Source organism: Vibrio sp. YMD68, assembly GCF_029958905.1.
Taxonomy (GTDB): Bacteria; Pseudomonadota; Gammaproteobacteria; order Enterobacterales; family Vibrionaceae; genus Vibrio.
Genome location: NZ_CP124614.1, coordinates 1,217,640 through 1,238,832, shown reverse-complemented (window position 1 = coordinate 1,238,832; position 21,193 = coordinate 1,217,640). Strand labels below are relative to the sequence as shown.

Genomic DNA, 21,193 nt, shown 5'->3' with positions numbered 1-21,193 from the left:
AAAACAGCAATTATTATAGCCTGAAGCAAGGTGTTAGTGACAATCTTATCGTGAGCCTCTACAATCTCGCTGCCAAAATACTCTTCTACCGATCACTACCGCAAAAAGGCGATACATACATGCGTGTCATTCTAGGCCCTATGGAGGGCGTTTTAGACCACTTAATGCGAGAAATCCTCACCGATATCAATGATTATGACCTTTGTGTCACTGAATTTGTTCGTGTTAGTGATCAAGAGCTTCCTGAGCATGTATTCCATCGTCTATGCCCTGAACTGCTGACAGACTCTCAAACCAAATCTGGTGTCCCTGTTCATATTCAGCTATTAGGTCAACACCCTAAATGGATGGCAAAAAATGCGATTCAAGCTGAAAAATTAGGAGCCAAAGGGATTGATTTGAATTTTGGTTGCCCTGCCCGACTGGTCAATAAAAGCAGAGGCGGCGCGGCATTGCTGCAACACCCAGAATTAATCCATGATGTAGTTCAGGCTTGTCGAGAAGCGGTTTCAGACCATATTCCCGTTTCAGCGAAGATCCGCCTTGGTTGGGAAAATCCCGATGATTGTTTCAAGATAGTGGAAGAGATTGAAAAAGCGGGCGCCAACGAATTAACGGTTCACGCTAGAACCAAATCAGGCGGCTACAAAGCCAGTGAAATCAAGTGGGATTACATAAACGAAATCCGTAAGAGTTCTTCAATTCCTTTGATTGCAAACGGAGAAATTTGGAACTACGAAGACGGCCAACGCTGTATCGAAACAACCGGAATCGATTCTTTGATGGTCTGCCGGGGCGCATTTAATGTTCCTAATCTTGGTAATGTGGTTAAACACAATCACAAACCAATGCCATGGGCTGATGTGGTTGAACTCTTACTGGCCTATTCAAAATATGAAATGGCCGGAGATAAGGGAATGTACTACCCGAATAGGGTCAAGCAATGGTTTGCTTATTTAAAGCAACAATACCCTCAGGCCAATGATCTGTTTCGCGAGATAAGAACGTTCAAAACAGCACAACCGATTGTCGAACATATCAAATTATACCAAGCCCAACAAATTCTCTAATAAACACCCTAATAAACAAGTTGATTCTTCCCTGATGTTTTCGCTTGATAGAGCTTTTCATCGGCATTTTTGATCAGCTGAGAAAAATCGACATTGAAACTGGGCTTGACTATTTCAACCCCACCTGACACCGTGAAGCCGGTTTCAACGGCTTGTTTTGAGTGTTGGGTAATTGCCAAGGTGACTCTGTCCAAGGCCTTCTTCAGTTGTGTTTCATCGTTTCCTTCGATATAAACCACAAACTCTTCGCCACCAAAACGAGCAGCAGCGTCATTGCTTCGTGTATTTTTGTCTAACTGGGTCGCCATATAACAGATAACGTTATCTCCTACGTCATGGCCATACCTATCGTTCACTAACTTAAAATCATCAATATCGAAAATAGCCAACGCAAACATTCTTTCAGTCCTTCTTCGGCTCAAAAAAACATCAAACCCACGGCGATTCAGTAAACCCGTCATAGGATCACGCTCTGCTAGATCCTTAAAATGAGTGCGCTCTACATTAATGTTTACGTAAAGTAATGTCAGAACTAAAAATATGTGAGTCAGCAAAATCACCAGCAAACTGAATTTTTCTTGATCTATAAAAAATTTAGCTTCATCGATGAGGTTAGAATCGTAAAAAATGACGTGGTTAAAGACAATACCTTCGTATTCGATACTCCGTAATCTGAATGCATGATTGGGGACGCTATTTAGGTCGGTGTTGAATATTCGGATTTCACCAATAAGTTTGTCTCCAGTATCAAGCAGTAGGTCTACATCAATGTCCAAGGAAATAATGCCCTCGAATACTTGCTCTGAATGCACTGGAATCGTGAAAGCCATAACATGTTTATTTAAAATAACTGAGTTAAGGGGGCCTAATACGGTGATCTTATCTTTATTCTTTGCCGTTTCTATCCAATAGGGGCGAGTTTGCAGCGTACCCAAGAACTCTTTGGTGACGTTTCGAGCCATGGTATCAGGGGAAGAGAAAACGTAACCTTCTTTATCAAAATAATGGATGCCTAATATAAAATCATCAAGATCATGCATGAACGAAAGGGCAGGAGCCAGAGAAACTTGGGTAGAAATACGTTCGTATAATTCACTCTCTGCATTACAAATCGATTTATCACCCACCAACATATAGGTGATGTCAACCGCAGACATAGTGTGAGACTTACCCTGGGCACGGAGCAACGACTCTATCGGCCAGATCTGACATAAATCATCAATAACCTGCTTATTGTGTTCAAGCAGTATGAGCCCCCCCGTTTGAAAGTAATTCGTAAAGTTGTAGTCAAGGGCGGATAGTACTTTTGTTGAACGCAACATCGCGCTTTTAAGACGTTCGTATTCAGACGAAATATTATTGTTCACCAAATCGTAATGGCTCTTAACCACTAAGCTCATCAATACTACCGATACCACCAGAGGCATTAAAATCGCAAACTTTAAACTAAAATGTCGATTTGACTTCATTGAATCGCTCATTACATGTAAAGAAAAAGAGCCCATTGAGAACTGTCTCGATAATGGGCTCATCATATTGTCGTGTTTTATCAGAGTAACGAATCAAGCATTAGTTCAACAATAAGCTGTCATCGGCGAGCTCCTCACCACGAACTTTACTAAACATTTCAAGTAAATCAGGTACTTTCATATTGGCACGCTGTTCACCTGAAACATCCAATACTATTTCACCTTGATGCAGCATAACAGTTCGATCCCCACAGGCTAAGGCATCTTTCATCGAATGAGTCACCATCATCACGGTCAGATTAAACTCTCGAACAATGGTTTTCGTTAAATCGATGACAAAAGCCGCCATGCGAGGATCCAGTGCTGCGGTATGCTCATCTAACAGTAGCAACTTACTGTCTGATAGTGTTGCCATAACCAAGCTCACCGCCTGACGTTGCCCGCCAGACAACAACCCAATATGGTCACTCAAGCGATCTTCAAGGCCAAGCCCAAGAATGCTAATGCGCTCTTGAAAAAGCTTTCGCCGGTTCGAAGACAGCGACAAATTCCATCCTCGTCTCTTACCGCGCATATACGCCAGTGCCATATTTTCTTCAATGGTCAAATCAGCACACGTCCCCGCAAGTGGATCTTGGAATACACGAGCACATTGCTTTGCTCTTTGATCCACCGTTTTTTTCGTCACATCAAGCTCATCTATAATGACTCGGCCACCAACCATAGGTGTCTCGCCAGTCACCGCACCGAGTAAGGTTGACTTCCCTGCACCATTAGAACCAATAACCGTTAAAAATTGGTGTTCAGGAACCTCTAACGTAACGCCTCTCAGTGCTCGGTTTTCTAATATTGTTCCTGGGTTAAATGTCACTTGAATGTCTTCTAACCGAATCATACTGCTTCTCCTGACTCACTGTCCGTTTGAGAGTTTTGCTTCGGATTAACTTTAGAATTCGTGCTCACCTGACTCTCTGCAGGTTTACTCGGCTTTTTTGACTTCATGTTCCCTTTTATTTTAGGAGCAATAAGGGCTATGGCAACAAGAACAGCCGTTACTAGGTTCAGATCCGAAGCCTGCAATCCAAACATCCCACTGCTTAACGCAAAGGCAACAGCCAAACGATATAACACCGAGCCGACAATGACGGCTATCACGGCGACCCAAATCTTTCGCCCAGGAATTAAAGTCTGCCCCAAAATAACGGCAGCTAAACCAACTACGATAGTACCAACACCCGAAGTAACATCGGCAAAGCTATTCGTCTGAGCAAACAAAGCGCCAGAGAAGCCAACAAAGCCGTTGGACAAAGCCAACCCGAAATAGGTGTAAAAGGATGTGCTACCGCCCTGTGCTGAGACCATTCGCGAGTTAACCCCCGTGGCTCTCAACCCAAGGCCAAAATCACTGTTTAATAGCCTTACCACTCCCCAAGCGGATATGAGAACAAGCAAACCAACAACTAATGGGCGGATGTAGAGTGAATCGCCAAGCGCTTCAAACGGCGTGAGAATGGTATCTTCTCCCAGTAAAGACATGTTAGGGCGGCCCATGATTCGAATGTTAATCGAAAAGGCAGCAATCATCGTCAAGATGGAAGCAAGTAAATGGAGAATACCGCATCTAACAGCGAGAAAGGCGGTGACCCACCCTGTTGCTGCACCAGCGATAATCGCCATTGCGGTGGCAAGCCAAGGGTTTATTCCAGCAACGATAGCCGTCGCTGCAACTGCGGCTCCCATAGGGAAACTGCCATCGACACTAAGGTCTGGGAAATCAAGAACTCTGAACGTTAGGTAAACACCTAACGCCACAAGACCGTACAGAAGCCCGATTTCTAGGGCTCCAAAAAAAGCAAAAGCAGACATAACAACTCCCTTTGTACTGCTAAGCCAGTAATCCGATTACTGGCTGTATCACAAAGTTATTTTACGCTTGTTGCGCGGTCAAGTACTGACTGTGGAATCACAATGCCGATTTTTTTGGCTGCTGCAGGATTCACGACCAAATCGGAGCCTTTTGCTATTTTCACATCAAGATCACCTGGCTTATTTCCTTCCAAAATTGCGACCACGTAATCCGCAGTTTGGTAACCTACTTGATAGTAATCAAAGCCCAAGCTTGCTATTGCACCTTTCTCTACGTAAGAAGTCGCTCCACCTAATACTGGTGTTTTTGCTTGATTGGCAGCAAGAATCATCCCTTCAATAGCACTTGCAACGGTATTATCTGTTGGTGCATAAAGAACATCGGATTTTGCAGCGATCGCTTGTGTCGCCGACTGAACATCAGCACTTTTTAGCGCAGTCGCCTCAATCACCTCTAGCCCTTGTGCTTTCGCGCTCTCTTTAAGTAACTCAACTAACGTTACCGCGTTCGCTTCACCAGGGTTATAAACAACGCCGATGGATTTTGCTTCAGGTAAGATTTCTTTGATCAGCTCTACATGTTGATTAATCGGTGATAGGTCAGAAAGGCCAGTGACATTTTTCCCCGGTTTTTCAAGCGTTTTAACCAACTTCGCACCAACAGGGTCAGTAACTGCCGTAAATACGATAGGAATATTTCGCGTCGCAGCGACCAACGCTTGAGCGGTAGGTGTGGCAATACCGACTAAGACATCCGGATTTTCGCCGATAAACTGCCTTGCTATTTGCACGGCTATAGCTGGATTACCTTGCGCGGTTTTATAATCAAACTCTAAATTTTTTCCTTCTTCATAGCCTTTTGCTTTTAAGCCATCTAATAATCCTTGGCGGGTAGCATCTAATGCAGGGTGTTCGACAATCTGTGATACGGCGACTTTAGCTGTTTTTGCCATGATACTGGCTGATGAAAGTAACGCTGTACTTGCAATGATAGCCGTCGCTAAAATTTTACTTGCCTTCATCTTAACTCCTTGATTTAAGCAACTTAGTAGTGAATGTTGTGTTTGGTTATTATTGTTGTTGTGCATTTATCGTACACACTCAATATTAGTACCAGTTACTGAAAACAAAGGGAAGAACGCATTAACAATAAATCAACAAAAAAGAGACATAAAGACAGATTAGTCTCGATAGGCATGAAGTAGGATATTCCTAGGGGTTGTTTCGCGTGAACAAAATTGAGAGAGCGCTACCTGATAGCCATGCTGTTCTAGAAATAGGGCTTTATCTAGCACAAGCCATAACTCTAATGGACGCCGAAACACTTGTTGAACCAAACTCAAACGCTCCATTCGCCAGAAACGTTGTATTCCGAGCTCCAAGAAACGATTGAAATCAACATTAGGCAGTTCAATGCTCTTTTGACTCGCAGCCCAACAACAAAATGCTTCAAAGCCTAGTGAGAGTTGTGATTTTTTAACACTTGGTATTGCTAGGTAAGTATCTGTCAGCTTGTGTTCACGTAACATCAAATCAAAGCCCAAACGGTAAGACATTTCGAGAAAGCGATGCCGCTTAACTCTTTCTCCGCCCGTCACCGTCTCAAGCAAAGGGATGCGTAATTCTTGCTGATTAAGCGCCAATGAAGAGGATTGTGCCAACTGTGACATTGGCTGATATCGATCTGATCCGATTAAGTGATAGCAACAGGGAGAAATCGTCACGGCTGGCAAATTCATTGCTGCTGCTTTACTAAGAAGGCTAACGTGTAAATCCCCACAAGCATGGAGAGCAACAGCATGTTGACCGGTATTCATATAAGCCAAAGGCTCATCGGTTAACGCATCGCCTTGAACAAATGTCATAGGCAGTTCTAAATGATCAGCACATGCCTGCCCTGCGACACAGAGTGACTGTTGAAATTCAAAACTGGTGACTTGCTCCCCTGTTGTCGAGGCCAAAATCCGTCCTAAATAACCTTTACCTGAGCACCACTCTAACCACTCACTGCCTTTGTGTAATTTCGCCGCCGCATCCCCCATTGACAGTATTTGATTCAGTTTCCTACCTGGAATGCCGCTATATAAATGAGGCTCTACCGCTATTGCCTGCTCGCTTTTGAAAGGTAAGTCAATACGTTGATTCACCTCCCTTAATGCTGGAAAATAAGAATAAAGCTGCTCAGCTAGACTGTTTGGTGAAAGCTTAAAGTGCTCTATCTGCTCAATGGTGAGGCTATCTAGCCAAGCAGACAGGGCAAGATGAGATTCGCACCAAGGGTACTGCCCATCAAAGCTTTTGTGAAAAGGTTCAAATCGCCAAAAATGTTCATTCGAACATAGAAACTGGTCAAGTATGTGAAAGGTGTTGTTCATGACTTCCTCTTATCTCAATACAGTGTAAGGGGAAGTCTATCTATTAGAAAGAAATTAACGAACCGGGAGGTCAATATCTTTAAACATTTCTTCTATTTCTGTATTTGATTTAAGTGATATCGCACGCTCTACAACAGGGCGAGTTAAGTGAGGTGCGAACCTTTCCATAAAGTCATACATATAAGTACGCAAAAACGTTCCTCGACGAAAACCGATACTGGTTGTACTGGCACCAAAGATATGGCTGGCATCTATTGCAACTAAATCACCGTCAGTGTTTTGATCAATGGCCATGCTAGCAATGACCCCGACTCCAACGCCCATTCTGACGTACGTTTTAATCACATCTGCATCGGTTGCAGTAAAGACGACTTTAGGGGTCAACCCTTCAGCATTAAAGGCCGTATCCAACTCAGAACGACCAGTAAAACCAAAAACATAGGTTACTAAGGAATACTTAGCTAAATCGTGAATCGTGACGTTCTTCTTTGATGCCAGAGGGTGATCTTTTGTAACAACAATAGAACGGTTCCAATGGTAACAAGGAAGCATAATTGCATCTTGATATAAGTGCAGTGCTTCGGTTGCTATGGCGAAATTAGCGGTTCCTTTCGCAATGGCTTCCGACATTTGGCTCGGAGTCCCTTGGTGCATATGCAAAGAAACTTTAGGATAACGTGTGGTAAACCCTTTAATCACTTCCGGCAACGCATAGCGAGCTTGCGTATGGGTTGTCGAGATGTTTAATGTGCCTTTCTCAGGATGCGTATGCTCACCGGCTACCGCTTTTATACTTTCTACCCGTGATAAGATTTCTTGAGAAATACGGATGATGTCGATACCAGCTGGTGTTACTTGTGTTAAATGCTTCCCACTGCGTTCAAATATTTCAATACCTAGTTCATCTTCAAGTAAACGTACTTGCTTACTAATACCAGGTTGTGACGTATACAAACTTTCTGCTGTCGCAGATACATTTAAGTTATGATTTACAACTTCAACAATATATTTTAGCTGTTGTAGTTTCATTTTATGTCCTCGAAATCCTTGCCGACGGCACAGTGGGCAGTAATAGTTTATAATTATTAGTTATAACGTTAATGACGTATAATTGATAGAAAAATTGAAGCATGGATACTATTGGTTCCCCTGCTACATTGCACAATAATGATTTTTGCAGGCTAACACTCATATTACTGTGCTAATTCAAACTTTTGGTTAATAATAAAACTACAAACAGTGATAATAAAAAGCTCGACATAGTGGTGCCGAATGTTATCCAGATGGTGTATCCTAAAAAGCTAACCATCCAAAACACAAAGATATGGAATTTATGAATATTGGATTAATTATTGCTCTCGTGGCTGTCTTATTGGTATTGGTTCTTGGTTATAACATCATGTTGCAATACAAAGTCAAAGTAGAAACAGCCAAGAAACAAGAATCGGCTCGTTATATTGCGATCATTGATGCGACGGAAGATCTCATTGGTAATGCACACCATATACCTTTCAGTAAAGACCTTTTGGTCTGCTTGAACAATCGAATTCTTGACTCACTTCAAAACATGTTCGAGTTGGATCCTAAAAATAAGCAGCTTGCTCAAAGACTTGAAAACATGAAGCAGCAAATCACTCAATTGAAAGACAATTATCAAGGTGGTGACAGCACAACGTTTAAGGTGCCAAGCAGTGACAAACAAGCCATTGTCATGCTGAAGTTAGTGAAAAGATTACGAGATACCGTGCGTAGTGAACACAACAAAGGGCGTTTTGAAACGCAAGCTTTTGTTGCAGAGAATGCACGGCTAGAAACCATTCAAGTCAGAATTAATATCGAGAATGTTATTAAACGAGCTAACGACTCGATAGTTCGTGGCCAGCCAGGAACAGCACTGCAACTCTTGAAAAAAGGGATTGACGCCTTAAGCTCGAAAAATGATGCCTACTCAAACCAAGCTAGAGAAAAACTCGAAGGTATGTTTAACGATCTCGAGCAGAAGCGACAAAACAAAAATGCTGAAGATTTACAAGGTATCGAAGAAAGAGAAAAAGAAGACGATATGGAAGCTCTGTTTGGCCAGAAGAAAAAATGGTAATCAAGCTATTTCGTTCATAGTAAGTACGTTCAAAGCAAGCAGGTTTACAGCAATTACATTTCTAAGTAAATTTAAAAAAGTCGCATTATAATGCGACTTTTTTGTACATGGTGTTTTTATACAGTAAAAAGGCCGCATTATGCAGCCTGATTGTCATCTCGATAACACACTCTACAACTTACATTAGAGTTTTGTTAATTTCAGTCAGCACGAGTGCAGGGTCCGGCGCTTGGGTAATCGGTCTACCAATAACAAGATAATCTGAACCAGCCTTAGTGGCATCGACAGGTGTCATAATTCGCTTCTGGTCACCTACAGAGGCTCCTACAGGCCTAATACCTGGTGTCACTAACTTAAAGGACTGACCAAGCTCTTCTTTCAGCAAAGATGCCTCTTGAGCTGAACATACCACACCGTCGAGCCCCGAATTCTTCGTTAGTGTAGCTAATCGAATAACCTGCTCTTGTGGCGTTATATTTAAACCGATTCCGGATAAATCAGCTTGCTCCATGCTGGTCAAAACGGTTACACCAATCAGTAATGGACGATCTTTACCGTAAGGTTCTAGGATTTCGCGCGAGGCTGTCATCATTCTCTCACCGCCGCTCGCATGAACATTGACCATCCAAACGCCCAATTCAGCCGCAGCTCTTACTGCTTTCGAACAGGTGTTGGGGATGTCGTGGAACTTCAAATCCAAAAATACAGAGAAGCCACGTTTATGCAACTCGCGCACAAAATCTGGGCCAAATAAAGTGAACATTTCTTTGCCTACTTTAAGGCGACAAGATGCTGGATCAATTCTATCGACAAAGGCTAACGCATCTGTTTGCTTGTCATAATCAAGCGCAACGATCACTTGTTGGTCGTTCATTTCTTCTCCTAACAATTCACAATGTATAAATTAAAACTAAAAAAATGCAGCCCAAAAAAAGCTGCATATACTATTCTCCGTCTAAACCTCTAATCGGTTTGATCACTCCCCAGCCTTTACATGAAGGGCAATGCCAATGCATTGAGTGTGTTGAAAAACCGCACTTCCGGCATCGATAATGAGGTTTTAACTTTAACTGCTCACCCACCAATTTCTGTAACGTGCTAAGGCTTTCCTTGGCTCTCCCTTCCTCGGCATTCGCTAAATGGTAATCCATTAAACGATAAAAACCTTTCATCGTCGGATTTTTTAGCAGCTGACGAGTCAGAAGATCTTGAGCGGAAGCTGTGCCTTCATGCTTGGCAACCAATTGAGCTAACATCAATTCAGCAGACACACCTGATTTTTTTGAAATACAGCGCCTCAAAAACTCTACCAGTCCATTTTCATTGCCAAGATGATAGTAGCAGTCAGCTAATATTGGTAAGGCCTCGCTCACGAAATCACTGTCCTGATCGAGCACATTCTCTAAGTGCTCAACTGTTTTCTGGTATTCTTCCGACTCTAAATACTGCTTACCCAGTAAAATACTTGCTCTAACACACTTTGGGTCTTCGATTAAAGCCTTATGATAATATTGAATGGACTTACCCACGTTGCCATCTTGCTTCTCTTGGATTGCTAACTCACACCAAAAATGAGCAATGGACTTATGTATTCTCGGCTTACCCAGTTTGACCAATAAGCCTGCGAGATGAATCGCCTTTGCCCACTCTCTCGTTTGCTGGTAGATCGCGACCAACTGTTGAAGTGCGGCTTCTCTATGATCAGGCTCTTCTGTCAGTTGCTCAAAAATCTTTTCCGCTCGATCTAAAAAACCAGACACCATATAGTCTTTAGCAAGCTGCTGAAGAGCGATATTCTTCTGATCTATCGTTAGGCCAGAGCGGGAGATAAGATTTTGGTGAATCCGAATAGCGCGGTCCACCTCCCCTCTTGAACGAAACAAATTACCAAGTGCGAGGTGCGTATCAATAGTATTGTCGTCGACTTGCAGCAGCTCGATAAAATGATCGACCGCTTTATCTGATTGGTCAGATAAAAGTAAATTTAGGCCTGTGACATATTGGCGAGAAATCTGGTTAGAGTGCTTCTGTTTTTCTTGCTGTGCGCTACGATTACCCATATACCACCCGTAGGCAGCGGCAATTGGTAATAGCAAGAAAAGGATTTCTAACATCTAGGAAAGTCTACCGTTTTATACTTTTGACTGAATAGGTGGAGTTTCAACCGTTGATTTTTTAAGCTTCTTATTCAACTTACGAACCTGAAGCTGAGATTTAAAGTGAAGAGTGCCAAATATCAACCAAGCTAAGGAGAATCCAGCAACGAAGACACTACCGAGCAATGTCGATAAGTGAAAATCACCTTGTGCTAAAAGGTAATTAAAAGTAACCACAGCTTGGTTTTGGGATCCTAAAGCTAAAGCAATAAGGAACAGAGCAAGTACTACAACGATTTTTATTATTTTCATAATCCATTACCCTAATATTTATAGCAGGTACGATTATGCAGGAAAATTGGCTTACAAACCACGCCTATTATGAACATTCTGCCTATAAAAAAACGGCTAACTGGGAAGCTGGCCGTTTCTTAACAAAACTATAATTTACTGATTAAGATAAGTTAACGCGCTCACGTAATTCTTTACCTGGTTTAAAGTGAGGAACAAATTTACCCTCTAATTCTACTTTATCGCCAGTCTTTGGATTACGACCTACGCGAGGCTCTCTGTAATGTAAGGAGAAGCTACCAAAACCACGGATCTCAATTCTATCGCCACTTTCTAGAGTTGTAGCCATATGTTCTAGTATATCTTTTACAGCATCTTCTATTTCTTTCGCAGACAAATGTGTTTGCTCAGAACAGAGTCTTTCTATCAATTCTGACTTAGTCATAATATTCCTCGTTGGCATTCTTTTTAGAAATTATAGACCTATCGAAAAAATTAGCAAAAAAAAAGGAACCTTTCGGCTCCTTTCTTAGCTATATAGCGATTGTTCTCTTAACGAGAAGCTATTATTCGCCTTTCGCAGCTTTGAATGCGTCAGCCATAGCATTACCGAACCCGCCGTCTTCAGACTTGTTCAGTGAAGCCATTGCTTCTTGCTCTTCAGCTTCATCTTTAGCTTTGATAGATAGGTTGATTACGCGGTTCTTACGGTCTACACCAGTGAACTTAGTTTCAACGCTGTCACCAACGCTTAGGATTAGAGATGCATCTTCGATACGGTCACGTGAAACTTCAGAAGCGCGGATGTAACCTTCTACGCCATCTACAAGCTCAACAGTCGCGCCTTTAGCGTCAACTGCAGTTACAGTACCGTTTACTAGAGTGCCTTTCTTAGTATCAGCAACATATGCATTGAACGGGTCATTTTCCATTTGCTTAACGCCAAGAGAAATACGCTCACGTTCTGCATCTACTGCTAGAACTACTGCAGAGATTTCATCGCCTTTCTTGTATTCACGAACAGCGTCTTCGCCAGTTGCGTTCCAAGAAATGTCAGATAGGTGTACTAGACCATCGATGCCGCCGTCAAGACCGATAAAGATACCGAAGTCAGTGATAGACTTGATCTTACCAGTCACTTTATCGCCTTTAGCTTGCGCTTCAGCGAATGACTGCCATGGGTTAGCTTTACACTGTTTCAGACCTAGAGAGATACGACGACGTTCTTCGTCAATCTCAAGAACCATAACCTCAACTTCGTCGCCAACATTAACAACTTTAGATGGGTGGATGTTCTTGTTAGTCCAATCCATTTCAGAAACGTGTACTAGACCTTCAACGCCTTCTTCGATTTCAACGAAGCAGCCGTAGTCAGTTAGGTTAGTAACACGACCAGAAAGCTTGTGACCTTCTGGGTAACGCTTAGCAATTGCTACCCATGGATCTTCGCCAAGTTGCTTAAGACCTAGTGATACACGAGTGCGCTCACGGTCAAACTTAAGAACTTTAACTTGGATCTCGTCACCTACGTTAACGATCTCTGATGGGTGCTTAACACGTTTCCAAGCCATATCTGTGATATGTAGAAGACCGTCAACACCGCCAAGATCAACGAAAGCACCGTAGTCAGTAAGGTTCTTAACGATACCTTTAACTTCAGAACCTTCTTGTAGAGTTTCAAGAAGCTCATCACGCTCAACACTGTTTTCAGATTCGATAACAGCACGGCGAGAAACAACAACGTTGTTGCGCTTCTGGTCAAGTTTAATAACTTTGAACTCTAGCTCTTTGTGTTCTAGGTGAGCAGTGTCACGGATAGGACGTACGTCTACAAGAGAGCCAGGAAGGAAAGCACGGATACCGTTTAGTTCAACAGTGAAACCGCCTTTAACTTTACCGTTGATGATACCAACAACAGTTTCAGCTTCTTCGTAAGCTTTCTCAAGAACGATCCAAGCTTCGTGACGCTTAGCTTTCTCGCGAGAAAGTTGAGTTTCACCGAAACCATCTTCAACAGCGTCTAGAGCAACGTCTACTTCAGCACCGACTTCAACTTCAAGTTCGCCAGCAGCGTTCTTGAACTGTTCAGCAGGGATAGCAGATTCAGACTTAAGACCAGCGTCAACAAGAACGAAACCGTTCTCGATAGCTACTACAGTACCTTTAACGATGCTGCCTTGTTGGAATTCAGTTTCAGATAGAAACTCTTCAAAGAGTTGAGCAAAAGATTCAGTCATTATTTAATCTTCAATTAATTAAACGTCCATGGGTATCCTACCGCATGGGGTTGATAAATTCGCCAGTCATCATCCTTGCGACCAACGTTCTCAGCTGACTGAGTATAGACTACTCAGCCAATTTAGATTCTATATATTTCATTGCTGTTTCTACGACTTCGTCAATATTCATCGAGGTCGAGTCAAGCAATAGCGCGTCTTCAGCCGGACGTAAAGGAGCAACAGCACGGTTGCGGTCTCTGTCGTCACGTTCTTGAATCTCGCTTAAAAGGTCGCCAAACTTAACATCTAAACCTTTATCTTGCAACTGTTTAAGGCGTCTATTCGCTCTCTCGTGGGCACTCGCATCGAGAAATATTTTGGCGGTAGCACTTGGGAAAACAACGGTGCCCATATCTCGACCATCAGCCACTAAGCCATTGCCTTCAGCAAACGCTCGCTGGCGTCTCAACAAAGCTTCACGTACTCGCGGTAACGCCGCCACTTTTGAAGCCGCCATGCCGGTCTCTTCTTTACGAAGTTCATGTGAGACGTCTTCGCCTTCTAAAATAACCTTAACCAGCTCACCTTCAGCAATAAATTGAACATCCAGATGTGTAGCAAGGGGAACCAGAACATCTTCTGACTCAGTATCCAAGCCGTGATGAATCGCAGCCAGAGCTAGCACACGATAAATAGCACCAGAGTCGAGCAGTTGGTAACCTAATTTGTCAGCTAATAACATACAAAGGGTACCTTTTCCGGCTCCACTTGGACCGTCGACGGTGATCACTGGTGTTTCAAGAGGCATGTTTTACTCCACGTTAGTTTATCGTAAGCAATTTGAACGTCGCTTTTTATGACGAAAAATTATAATGCTATTACCACTTTGGTTCTAGTTACGATTAGACTTTTCGAGAAGAAAATGAGGAAAGCGGCGACGCTTGGTGCGCTTTCCAAACGTAGGCAAAAATTTATAATAAGATACGTGTTCGGTTTTTATCCAAAATTGAAGCCCCAATTCCTTTTACCTTAACGAGATCATCAATCGCTTTGAACTCGCCATATTCTGAACGGTAATCAACAATGGCTTGCGCTTTCTTTAAACCTACGCCGATAAGTAACGTCGCCAGCTCTTCTGCCGGGGCTTGATTAATATTGACGGTGACTTCAATACCTTCGTATTTTGAGGAATCAGAAGCAACTGCGTGGGTAAATGGAAATACGGCAAGTAGTATGGATAAAATAATGGATTTTATAAACATGATTGTGTTTCCTATGTTGGTTGAACAACATCATCCTATCTAGTCAATGACTCCAATACCCAGGCGACACCACAAAAACAAACGGGCCGCATTAGCGACCCGTTTTTATAACATTATCAATTACATCGAAAGCAGCTACTGACTCACTATGAAATAATCGATATCCGTGTTCTCTCTCAAGATACTCAAGATACCCGAAAGATCTTGTTGATTACTCAATTGTACGAGTTGAGCATCGACTTGCGAAGCAAATTGCGTATCGACGTTTACATCCACCTTATCAAGAGCAACGATAACGATATTACCTTCAAAATCTTTCGCTTGGGCATACACTGCCTGCCCATCCACGGGTTTAGCCATAGAAAAAACGGTTTCAGCAAGTGGGGCTCTGCGATCAATGCTTATTGATTCAGAGAACTGTAAATCGTACTCAGACAACTGGCTTTCATCACCGGCAGATAATGCATCAAGAACGTTACCAGCCCGTTCAATAGCCACCTGCTCTCCCTTCACTTGGCGTAGTTGAGCTTCAACTTGATCACGTACTTCATTCAGCGGTAAAACCGTTTCTTCACGACTATCATCGACACGAACAACAATAACATGCTCTGGCGACACTTCGATAACCTCAGAGTTTAGACCATCTTCCATCACTTCAGGACTCAGAATGGCTTGCATTACTGCTGACGAACGCAGAATTTCTGGTGCATCTTGTGCAGAAATGAAGTCGGTCACCTGTATTGGCTGGCTAACGGTGGCGGCGGCATCGTCTAACGAATCTGGATATTCAAACGCGATTCGCTCAAACTCGCTTTGTAATTCGTAAAAAGCGTCTACTGCTTTTTGATCAACAAGGTCGGCCGAAATTTCGTCTTTCACCGCATCAAATGGCTCAGAAACCGAATCTTTCAGCTCATCAAGCTTAATGATGTGGTAACCAAAATTAGATGTCACTACCTCTGAGATATCACCAACATTAGCAAGATCAAAAGCGGCCGTTTCAAATGATGGGTCCATCACGTCACGTTCAATCCAACCTAACGAACCACCTTCTTCCGCACTGCCGATATCCTGTGACAACTCTTCAGCCAGCGTTGCAAAATCAGCACCGGACTTTAGATCAGCAAGTATCTTCTCAGCCGCTTCTAAGTCACCTTGAACCAAGATATGACTCACCTTACGCTGCTCTTCAGTAGAGTACTTATCTAGGTGCTCCTGGTAGTACTGTTTAAGATCTTGCTCTGAGACTTCAATACTTTGTTTTAGCTGCTGTGCAGACAATTCTACGTAGCCTACTTTAACTTGTTCTGGGCGAGTATAACGAACAGAATTCTCTTCGTAGAAAGTTTCAACTTCCGCGTCGGTCAGTTCAATATTACGCGCCAGATCAGCAACAGAGAGCGTGATAGTTCTAATGTCTCTGGTCTGCATGATCAATTCACTTTGCGCGTTGACTTCACCATTGAGTGAAAAGTCACTGTTTTGAAGCGCGGTGAGTAATTGATTGCGAGTTAAGTCTCGGCGTAAGTATTGAGCGAAGCTCTCCGCTGAGAAACCAGCACGTCGTAAACCTGTCTGATAGATATCTTGATCAAACTGACCATTACTTTGAAACTGCGGCATTTCCAAAATCATCGTTCTAATTTGTGCATCGCTAACGCGCAATCCAAGAGATTCAGCATGCTGCTCAAGCAATAAGTCATTGACCATTCGGTCTAACACTGATTTACGAAAAGATTCTACATAGGCAGGGTCAGCTAGCATGTTTGAGAAGTAATCACCAAGCTGTGATTGCATGCGATTACGCTCATTTTGATACGCTTGTTCAAAATCACCTCGCGTGATCTCCGCGTTACCTACTTTTGCTGCTGAGTTTGCATTTCCGCCGATGATATAGCTACCTACACCAGCAAAAACAAATGAAAGGATAATTAGCCCAAGGACTATTTTAACAAAAGGGCCATTCACGCCTTCGCGAAACCGTTCCATCATAATTTAATTGCTCTCTAAAGACGAAGCGTAATACTTCGAAGTAAAAAATTATTTGCGTGATGATACCAGAAAAAGAAATGCGCATCAGTAGGATGCGCATAAATATCATATTCTTTGAAAGCGACTGCTGAAATTTTCAGAAGCTAACTTTGCAAAAGCTAAGCTAACAATAACTTAGTTACAAGCATCTTTTAGTGCTTTACCCGCTTTGAATGCTGGTACTTTTGCTTCTGCAATTTGAATTTCTTCACCCGTTTTAGGGTTACGTCCAGTGCGTGCTGCACGAGTGCGAACGCTGAAAGTACCAAAGCCGACTAGTGCAACCTGGTCACCAGATTGTAGAGTACCGCCTACTGCTTCAATAAATGCATCTAATGCACGGCCTGCCGAAGCTTTTGAAAGGTCCGCTTTCTCTGCAATATTTTCTACTAATTGTGTCTTATTCACTGTGATTCCCCTTTGCGCTACCTGTTATTATTGTGTAGGTAGCTTTCGTTCCATTTACGTTTTTGAATTTAGCCTAAGCCTTGATACAACAGGCTTCAGCCTTAGTGGATAACGTTAGCGCCCAAAAAAAACGCTGACAAGCATTTTTAAGCTAATCAGCGTGTTCTTTTACTTATTTTTGCTACACATCACTCTTTTCTGCGTTCAACGTTACCCCTGAAGGGTCTCTTTCAAGGGCTACGGTTAGAACTTCGTCAATCCATTGAACCGGAATCACCTTGAGATCAGCAATAACATTGTCCGGAATCTCTTCCAAATCACGTTCATTATCTTTTGGAATCAATACCGTAGTAATGCCACCTCGGTGTGCGGCTAAAAGTTTCTCTTTTAAACCACCGATCGGTAAAACTTCACCACGCAGTGTGATTTCGCCCGTCATTGCCACTTCGGCTTTAACTGGGTTGCCCGTCAAACTTGACACTAAAGCTGTACACATTGCGATACCAGCACTAGGGCCATCTTTAGGGGTGGCTCCTTCCGGCACGTGTACATGAATATCTCGCTTTTCATAGAAATCAGGATTGATGCCTAGCTTTTCGGCTCGGGCACGAACGACAGTCATCGCGGCCTGAATCGATTCTTGCATCACATCGCCCAACGAACCAGTTTGGGTAAGTTTACCTTTACCCGGCATAGACTCCGTTTCAATGGTTAGTAAATCACCACCCACTTCAGTCCACGCCAAACCAGTGACTTGACCAACACGATTACTATCATCGGCTTTGCCAAAATCACAACGCTGGACGCCTAAGTAGTCTTTGAGATTGTCCATGGTAACAACAACAGACTTAAGATCTTTATCCAGTAGGATGTTCTTCACCGCTTTTCGACAAATCTTAGATATTTCTCTCTCGAGGCTACGAACACCCGCTTCACGCGTGTAGTAACGAATAATCCCGATGATTGCAGAGTCTTCGATCACAATCTCTTTTGGTTTTAAACCGTTACGCTGTATCTGTTTATCAAGCAAGTGTCGCTTAGCGATATTCAGTTTTTCGTCTTCGGTGTAACCCGATAGGCGAATCACTTCCATACGGTCGAGCAATGGGCCGGGAATATTCATTGAGTTTGAAGTAGCAACGAACATAACATCCGACAAGTCATAGTCGACTTCTAGGTAATGATCGTTAAAGGCATTGTTTTGCTCTGGGTCCAATACTTCTAACAGGGCCGATGATGGATCACCACGCATGTCTGAAGACATTTTATCAATTTCATCTAATAGGAATAATGGGTTTTTCACGCCCACTTTCGACATTTTTTGGATGAGTTTACCCGGTAATGAACCAATATACGTTCGACGGTGACCACGAATCTCGGCTTCATCACGTACACCACCAAGCGCCATACGCGTGTATTTACGCCCTGTAGCAGATGCAATCGAACGACCTAAAGACGTTTTACCTACACCAGGAGGCCCAACAAGACAAAGAATAGGCCCTTTTAGCTTGTTGATGCGATTTTGAACCGCTAAATATTCCAAAATACGTTCTTTAACACGCTCTAAACCATAATGATCTTCATTCAGTGTTTCTTCGGCTTTCGCCAAGTTCTTTTTAACTTTTGAACGCTTTGTCCATGGCACACCGACCATCCAATCAATATAGCTGCGTACAACCGTCGCTTCAGCAGACATAGGTGACATCATCTTAAGCTTTTGCAGCTCTTGTTCTGTCTTTTCTCGTGCTTCTTGCGGCATTTTTGAATCTTCGATTTTCTTTTTAAGAACCTCGAATTCATCAACACCGTCTTCTGTTTCACCCAATTCTTTTTGGATGGCTTTCATTTGCTCATTCAGATAGTACTCGCGCTGAGACTTTTCCATCTGTTTTTTAACGCGACCACGAATACGCTTCTCGACTTGAAGTATGTCGATTTCTGATTCCATTTGGCCCATTAAGAATTCTAGACGCTGAATCACATCAAGAATCTCTAAAACTTGTTGTTTATCATCAAGCTTTAATGGCATGTGAGCGGCAATGGTATCCGCCAGGCGAGCGGCTTCATCAATCCCATTTAAAGAAGTGAGCACTTCTGGTGGGATTTTTTTATTCAGCTTGATGAATCCTTCAAATTGGTTAATTGCACTGCGTACAACCACTTCCTGCTCTTTCTCATCAAGATCCGGAGTTTCTAGGAATTGTGCCTCGGCAAGGAAGAATTCGTTTTCTTTAAATTCAGTTATTTTAGCGCGCTGTTGGCCTTCAACCAGGACTTTTACCGTACCATCAGGGAGTTTGAGAAGTTGCAAAATTGTGGCAACAGTACCAACAGTAAACAAGTCCTCTAACTCTGGTTCGTCTGTATCCGCTTGTTTTTGGGCAACCAATAACACTTGTTTATTGTTATCCATCGCCGCTTCTAAGCAACTAATCGATTTTTCACGACCAACAAACAACGGGATGACCATGTGAGGGTAAACAACTACATCTCGCAGAGGTAGGACGGGGATCTCGATACGCTCGGAACGCTCCAAGTTCATATTATTCTCTCTTCCGCTTTAACATTAAACGTATGACTATTTATGAGTATATGGGGGCTAATGGTGTGGTTTCAATAACAGAATAAAAAAAGGAGGTAATTGATTACCTCCTTTTAAAACAAATGCCTAGTTGGGTTAGTCTGCGCCCGCCGCTTGATTGTCTGTGTTGCTGTAAATCAACAGCGGTTCAGACTCTCCATTAATCACGGTTTCGTCAATAACCACTTTACTTACGTCGCTCACCGAAGGCAGTTCGTACATCGTTTCTAGAAGTACGCCCTCTAAAATTGAACGCAAGCCACGAGCACCCGTTTTGCGGTTCATTGCTTTTTTAGCAATCGCTCGAAGCGCATCTTCTCGGAATTCTAATTCTACATTTTCAAGGTCAAATAGCGCACCATACTGCTTAGTTAGTGCATTCTTTGGCTCACATAGAATTTGAATCAATGCTTCTTCATCTAGCTCTGTCAGTGTTGTTGTGACAGGAAGTCGACCGATAAATTCCGGAATCAAACCGTACTTCACCAAGTCTTCTGGTTCCACTTTCTTAAACAGCTCACCGATGGTTCTGGTTTCATCTTTAGAGCGAACATCTGCGCCAAAGCCAATACCACTGCCTGTTTCAACACGTTGCTCTATGACCTTATCCAATCCAGCGAACGCGCCGCCACAGATAAATAGGATCTTAGAAGTATCAACTTGTAGGAATTCTTGTTGTGGGTGCTTACGACCACCTTGAGGTGGTACTGAAGCAACGGTACCTTCAACAAGCTTCAACAACGCTTGCTGTACGCCTTCACCAGAAACATCACGTGTAATCGATGGGTTCTCAGCTTTACGAGAGATTTTATCAATTTCATCGATGTAGACGATACCACGTTCCGCTTTAGCAACATCATAATCACATTTTTGCAGCAGTTTTTGAATGATGTTTTCTACGTCTTCACCCACATAACCCGCTTCCGTTAATGTCGTTGCATCTGCCATTGTAAATGGCACATCCAAGAAACGAGCGAGTGTTTCTGCTAATAATGTTTTACCGCTACCGGTTGGGCCGATAAGTAAGATATTACTCTTACCAAGCTCAACACCTTCGCTAGTGGTGTCACCGTTACGTAGACGCTTGTAGTGGTTATATACCGCCACAGCTAGCACTTTCTTCGCGTAATCTTGGCCAATTACATAATCATCAAGGTGTTCACGAATCTCTCTAGGCGTCGGTAACGCTTCAGATTGCTTCTTAGGAAGAACATCCTTAATCTCTTCGCGAATAATGTCGTTACATAAATCGACACATTCATCACAGATGTAAACGGAAGGACCTGCGATTAGCTTGCGAACTTCGTGCTGGCTTTTGCCACAGAAAGAACAGTAAAGCAGTTTACTGCTACCACTCTCTTTGCTTTTATCTGTCATTCGCTAACCTCTTAGCCTTTACTCTTTATGTTTGAGTGTATATCAAATCT

19 protein-coding genes are annotated in these 21,193 nt (G+C 42.8%); 2 read left to right on the top strand and 17 right to left on the bottom strand.

Going from position 1 to position 21,193, the window contains the following annotated elements; genetic code table 11:
- Window positions 1-119: 119 nt before the first annotated feature.
- Entirely contained in the window at window positions 120-1,070 is a 951-nt protein-coding gene (gene dusC, locus QF117_RS11845) for a tRNA dihydrouridine(16) synthase DusC (protein WP_282389106.1), read from the top strand.
- Between the two features lie 8 nt (window positions 1,071-1,078).
- Here dusC and QF117_RS11840 read toward each other — a convergent pair whose 3' ends face one another.
- From QF117_RS11840 to cysB, 6 genes are all read right to left on the bottom strand, one after another.
- On the bottom strand, window positions 1,079-2,539 hold the full coding sequence (locus QF117_RS11840; RefSeq protein ID WP_282389105.1) for a GGDEF domain-containing protein: 1,461 nt from the start codon (window positions 2,537-2,539) through the stop codon (window positions 1,079-1,081).
- 100 nt (window positions 2,540-2,639) lie between these two features.
- Window positions 2,640-3,434: an ABC transporter ATP-binding protein gene (locus QF117_RS11835; RefSeq protein WP_282389104.1), complete on the bottom strand. Its 795-nt coding sequence runs from the start codon at window positions 3,432-3,434 to the stop codon at window positions 2,640-2,642.
- Complete coding sequence (locus QF117_RS11830; protein ID WP_282389103.1) at window positions 3,431-4,405, bottom strand: ABC transporter permease; 975 nt, start codon at window positions 4,403-4,405, stop codon at window positions 3,431-3,433. The genes QF117_RS11835 and QF117_RS11830 overlap by 4 nt, the downstream gene beginning before the upstream one ends.
- A gap of 56 nt (window positions 4,406-4,461) precedes the next feature.
- Complete coding sequence (locus QF117_RS11825; protein ID WP_282389102.1) at window positions 4,462-5,427, bottom strand: ABC transporter substrate-binding protein; 966 nt, start codon at window positions 5,425-5,427, stop codon at window positions 4,462-4,464.
- Between the two features lie 159 nt (window positions 5,428-5,586).
- Window positions 5,587-6,780 (bottom strand): methyltransferase, encoded by a 1,194-nt coding sequence (locus tag QF117_RS11820; RefSeq protein ID WP_282389101.1) that lies wholly within the window; start codon window positions 6,778-6,780, stop codon window positions 5,587-5,589.
- 54 nt (window positions 6,781-6,834) lie between these two features.
- Window positions 6,835-7,809, bottom strand: coding sequence for an HTH-type transcriptional regulator CysB (gene cysB / locus QF117_RS11815; RefSeq protein WP_282389100.1), 975 nt, complete (start codon window positions 7,807-7,809; stop codon window positions 6,835-6,837).
- 304 nt (window positions 7,810-8,113) lie between these two features.
- On the opposite strand from cysB, the gene QF117_RS11810 reads away from it, so the two are divergent.
- The gene (locus QF117_RS11810) at window positions 8,114-8,878 is read left to right on the top strand and encodes a DNA repair protein (RefSeq protein WP_282389099.1); all 765 of its coding nucleotides are present in this window, start codon (window positions 8,114-8,116) and stop codon (window positions 8,876-8,878) included.
- A gap of 178 nt (window positions 8,879-9,056) precedes the next feature.
- Here QF117_RS11810 and pyrF read toward each other — a convergent pair whose 3' ends face one another.
- The 11 genes from pyrF to clpX form a co-directional block, all read right to left on the bottom strand.
- On the bottom strand, window positions 9,057-9,752 hold the full coding sequence (gene pyrF / locus QF117_RS11805) for an orotidine-5'-phosphate decarboxylase (protein WP_282389098.1): 696 nt from the start codon (window positions 9,750-9,752) through the stop codon (window positions 9,057-9,059).
- A gap of 70 nt (window positions 9,753-9,822) precedes the next feature.
- Window positions 9,823-10,992, bottom strand: a complete 1,170-nt coding sequence (lapB, locus tag QF117_RS11800; RefSeq protein WP_017033723.1) for a lipopolysaccharide assembly protein LapB — start codon at window positions 10,990-10,992, stop codon at window positions 9,823-9,825.
- A gap of 18 nt (window positions 10,993-11,010) precedes the next feature.
- On the bottom strand, window positions 11,011-11,286 hold the full coding sequence (locus QF117_RS11795) for a lipopolysaccharide assembly protein LapA domain-containing protein (RefSeq protein ID WP_282389097.1): 276 nt from the start codon (window positions 11,284-11,286) through the stop codon (window positions 11,011-11,013).
- 142 nt (window positions 11,287-11,428) lie between these two features.
- Entirely contained in the window at window positions 11,429-11,710 is a 282-nt protein-coding gene (gene ihfB, locus QF117_RS11790) for an integration host factor subunit beta (protein WP_282389096.1), read from the bottom strand.
- A gap of 121 nt (window positions 11,711-11,831) precedes the next feature.
- On the bottom strand, window positions 11,832-13,502 hold the full coding sequence (gene rpsA / locus QF117_RS11785; protein ID WP_282389095.1) for a 30S ribosomal protein S1: 1,671 nt from the start codon (window positions 13,500-13,502) through the stop codon (window positions 11,832-11,834).
- A gap of 109 nt (window positions 13,503-13,611) precedes the next feature.
- Window positions 13,612-14,292 (bottom strand): (d)CMP kinase, encoded by a 681-nt coding sequence (cmk, locus tag QF117_RS11780; RefSeq protein WP_282389094.1) that lies wholly within the window; start codon window positions 14,290-14,292, stop codon window positions 13,612-13,614.
- A 163-nt stretch (window positions 14,293-14,455) separates the two neighbouring features.
- Window positions 14,456-14,746 carry a helix-hairpin-helix domain-containing protein gene (locus QF117_RS11775; RefSeq protein ID WP_282389093.1) on the bottom strand — a complete coding sequence of 97 codons (291 nt, stop codon included), beginning with the start codon at window positions 14,744-14,746 and terminating at the stop codon, window positions 14,456-14,458.
- Window positions 14,747-14,881: 135 nt separating this feature from the next.
- Window positions 14,882-16,738: a peptidylprolyl isomerase gene (gene ppiD / locus QF117_RS11770; protein WP_282389092.1), complete on the bottom strand. Its 1,857-nt coding sequence runs from the start codon at window positions 16,736-16,738 to the stop codon at window positions 14,882-14,884.
- 174 nt (window positions 16,739-16,912) lie between these two features.
- The gene (locus QF117_RS11765) at window positions 16,913-17,185 is read right to left on the bottom strand and encodes an HU family DNA-binding protein (protein WP_017033951.1); all 273 of its coding nucleotides are present in this window, start codon (window positions 17,183-17,185) and stop codon (window positions 16,913-16,915) included.
- Window positions 17,186-17,366: 181 nt separating this feature from the next.
- Window positions 17,367-19,727: an endopeptidase La gene (lon, locus tag QF117_RS11760; RefSeq protein WP_282389091.1), complete on the bottom strand. Its 2,361-nt coding sequence runs from the start codon at window positions 19,725-19,727 to the stop codon at window positions 17,367-17,369.
- 135 nt (window positions 19,728-19,862) lie between these two features.
- Window positions 19,863-21,143, bottom strand: a complete 1,281-nt coding sequence (clpX, locus tag QF117_RS11755; protein WP_017033953.1) for an ATP-dependent protease ATP-binding subunit ClpX — start codon at window positions 21,141-21,143, stop codon at window positions 19,863-19,865.
- Window positions 21,144-21,193 lie beyond the last annotated feature (50 nt).

Coding starts and splice junctions, on each gene's coding strand:
- rpsA (WP_282389095.1), bottom strand. CDS start 13,502: ATGACTGAATCTTTTGCTCAACTCTTTGAAGAGTTTCTATCTGAAACT.
- ihfB (WP_282389096.1), bottom strand. CDS start 11,710: ATGACTAAGTCAGAATTGATAGAAAGACTCTGTTCTGAGCAAACACAT.
- cysB (WP_282389100.1), bottom strand. CDS start 7,809: ATGAAACTACAACAGCTAAAATATATTGTTGAAGTTGTAAATCATAAC.
- lapB (WP_017033723.1), bottom strand. CDS start 10,992: ATGTTAGAAATCCTTTTCTTGCTATTACCAATTGCCGCTGCCTACGGG.
- clpX (WP_017033953.1), bottom strand. CDS start 21,143: ATGACAGATAAAAGCAAAGAGAGTGGTAGCAGTAAACTGCTTTACTGT.
- QF117_RS11830 (WP_282389103.1), bottom strand. CDS start 4,405: ATGTCTGCTTTTGCTTTTTTTGGAGCCCTAGAAATCGGGCTTCTGTAC.
- QF117_RS11775 (WP_282389093.1), bottom strand. CDS start 14,746: ATGTTTATAAAATCCATTATTTTATCCATACTACTTGCCGTATTTCCA.
- ppiD (WP_282389092.1), bottom strand. CDS start 16,738: ATGATGGAACGGTTTCGCGAAGGCGTGAATGGCCCTTTTGTTAAAATA.
- QF117_RS11825 (WP_282389102.1), bottom strand. CDS start 5,427: ATGAAGGCAAGTAAAATTTTAGCGACGGCTATCATTGCAAGTACAGCG.
- QF117_RS11810 (WP_282389099.1), top strand. CDS start 8,114: ATGAATATTGGATTAATTATTGCTCTCGTGGCTGTCTTATTGGTATTG.
- pyrF (WP_282389098.1), bottom strand. CDS start 9,752: ATGAACGACCAACAAGTGATCGTTGCGCTTGATTATGACAAGCAAACA.
- QF117_RS11840 (WP_282389105.1), bottom strand. CDS start 2,539: ATGAAGTCAAATCGACATTTTAGTTTAAAGTTTGCGATTTTAATGCCT.
- dusC (WP_282389106.1), top strand. CDS start 120: ATGCGTGTCATTCTAGGCCCTATGGAGGGCGTTTTAGACCACTTAATG.
- QF117_RS11795 (WP_282389097.1), bottom strand. CDS start 11,286: ATGAAAATAATAAAAATCGTTGTAGTACTTGCTCTGTTCCTTATTGCT.
- lon (WP_282389091.1), bottom strand. CDS start 19,727: ATGAACTTGGAGCGTTCCGAGCGTATCGAGATCCCCGTCCTACCTCTG.
- QF117_RS11820 (WP_282389101.1), bottom strand. CDS start 6,780: ATGAACAACACCTTTCACATACTTGACCAGTTTCTATGTTCGAATGAA.
- cmk (WP_282389094.1), bottom strand. CDS start 14,292: ATGCCTCTTGAAACACCAGTGATCACCGTCGACGGTCCAAGTGGAGCC.
- QF117_RS11835 (WP_282389104.1), bottom strand. CDS start 3,434: ATGATTCGGTTAGAAGACATTCAAGTGACATTTAACCCAGGAACAATA.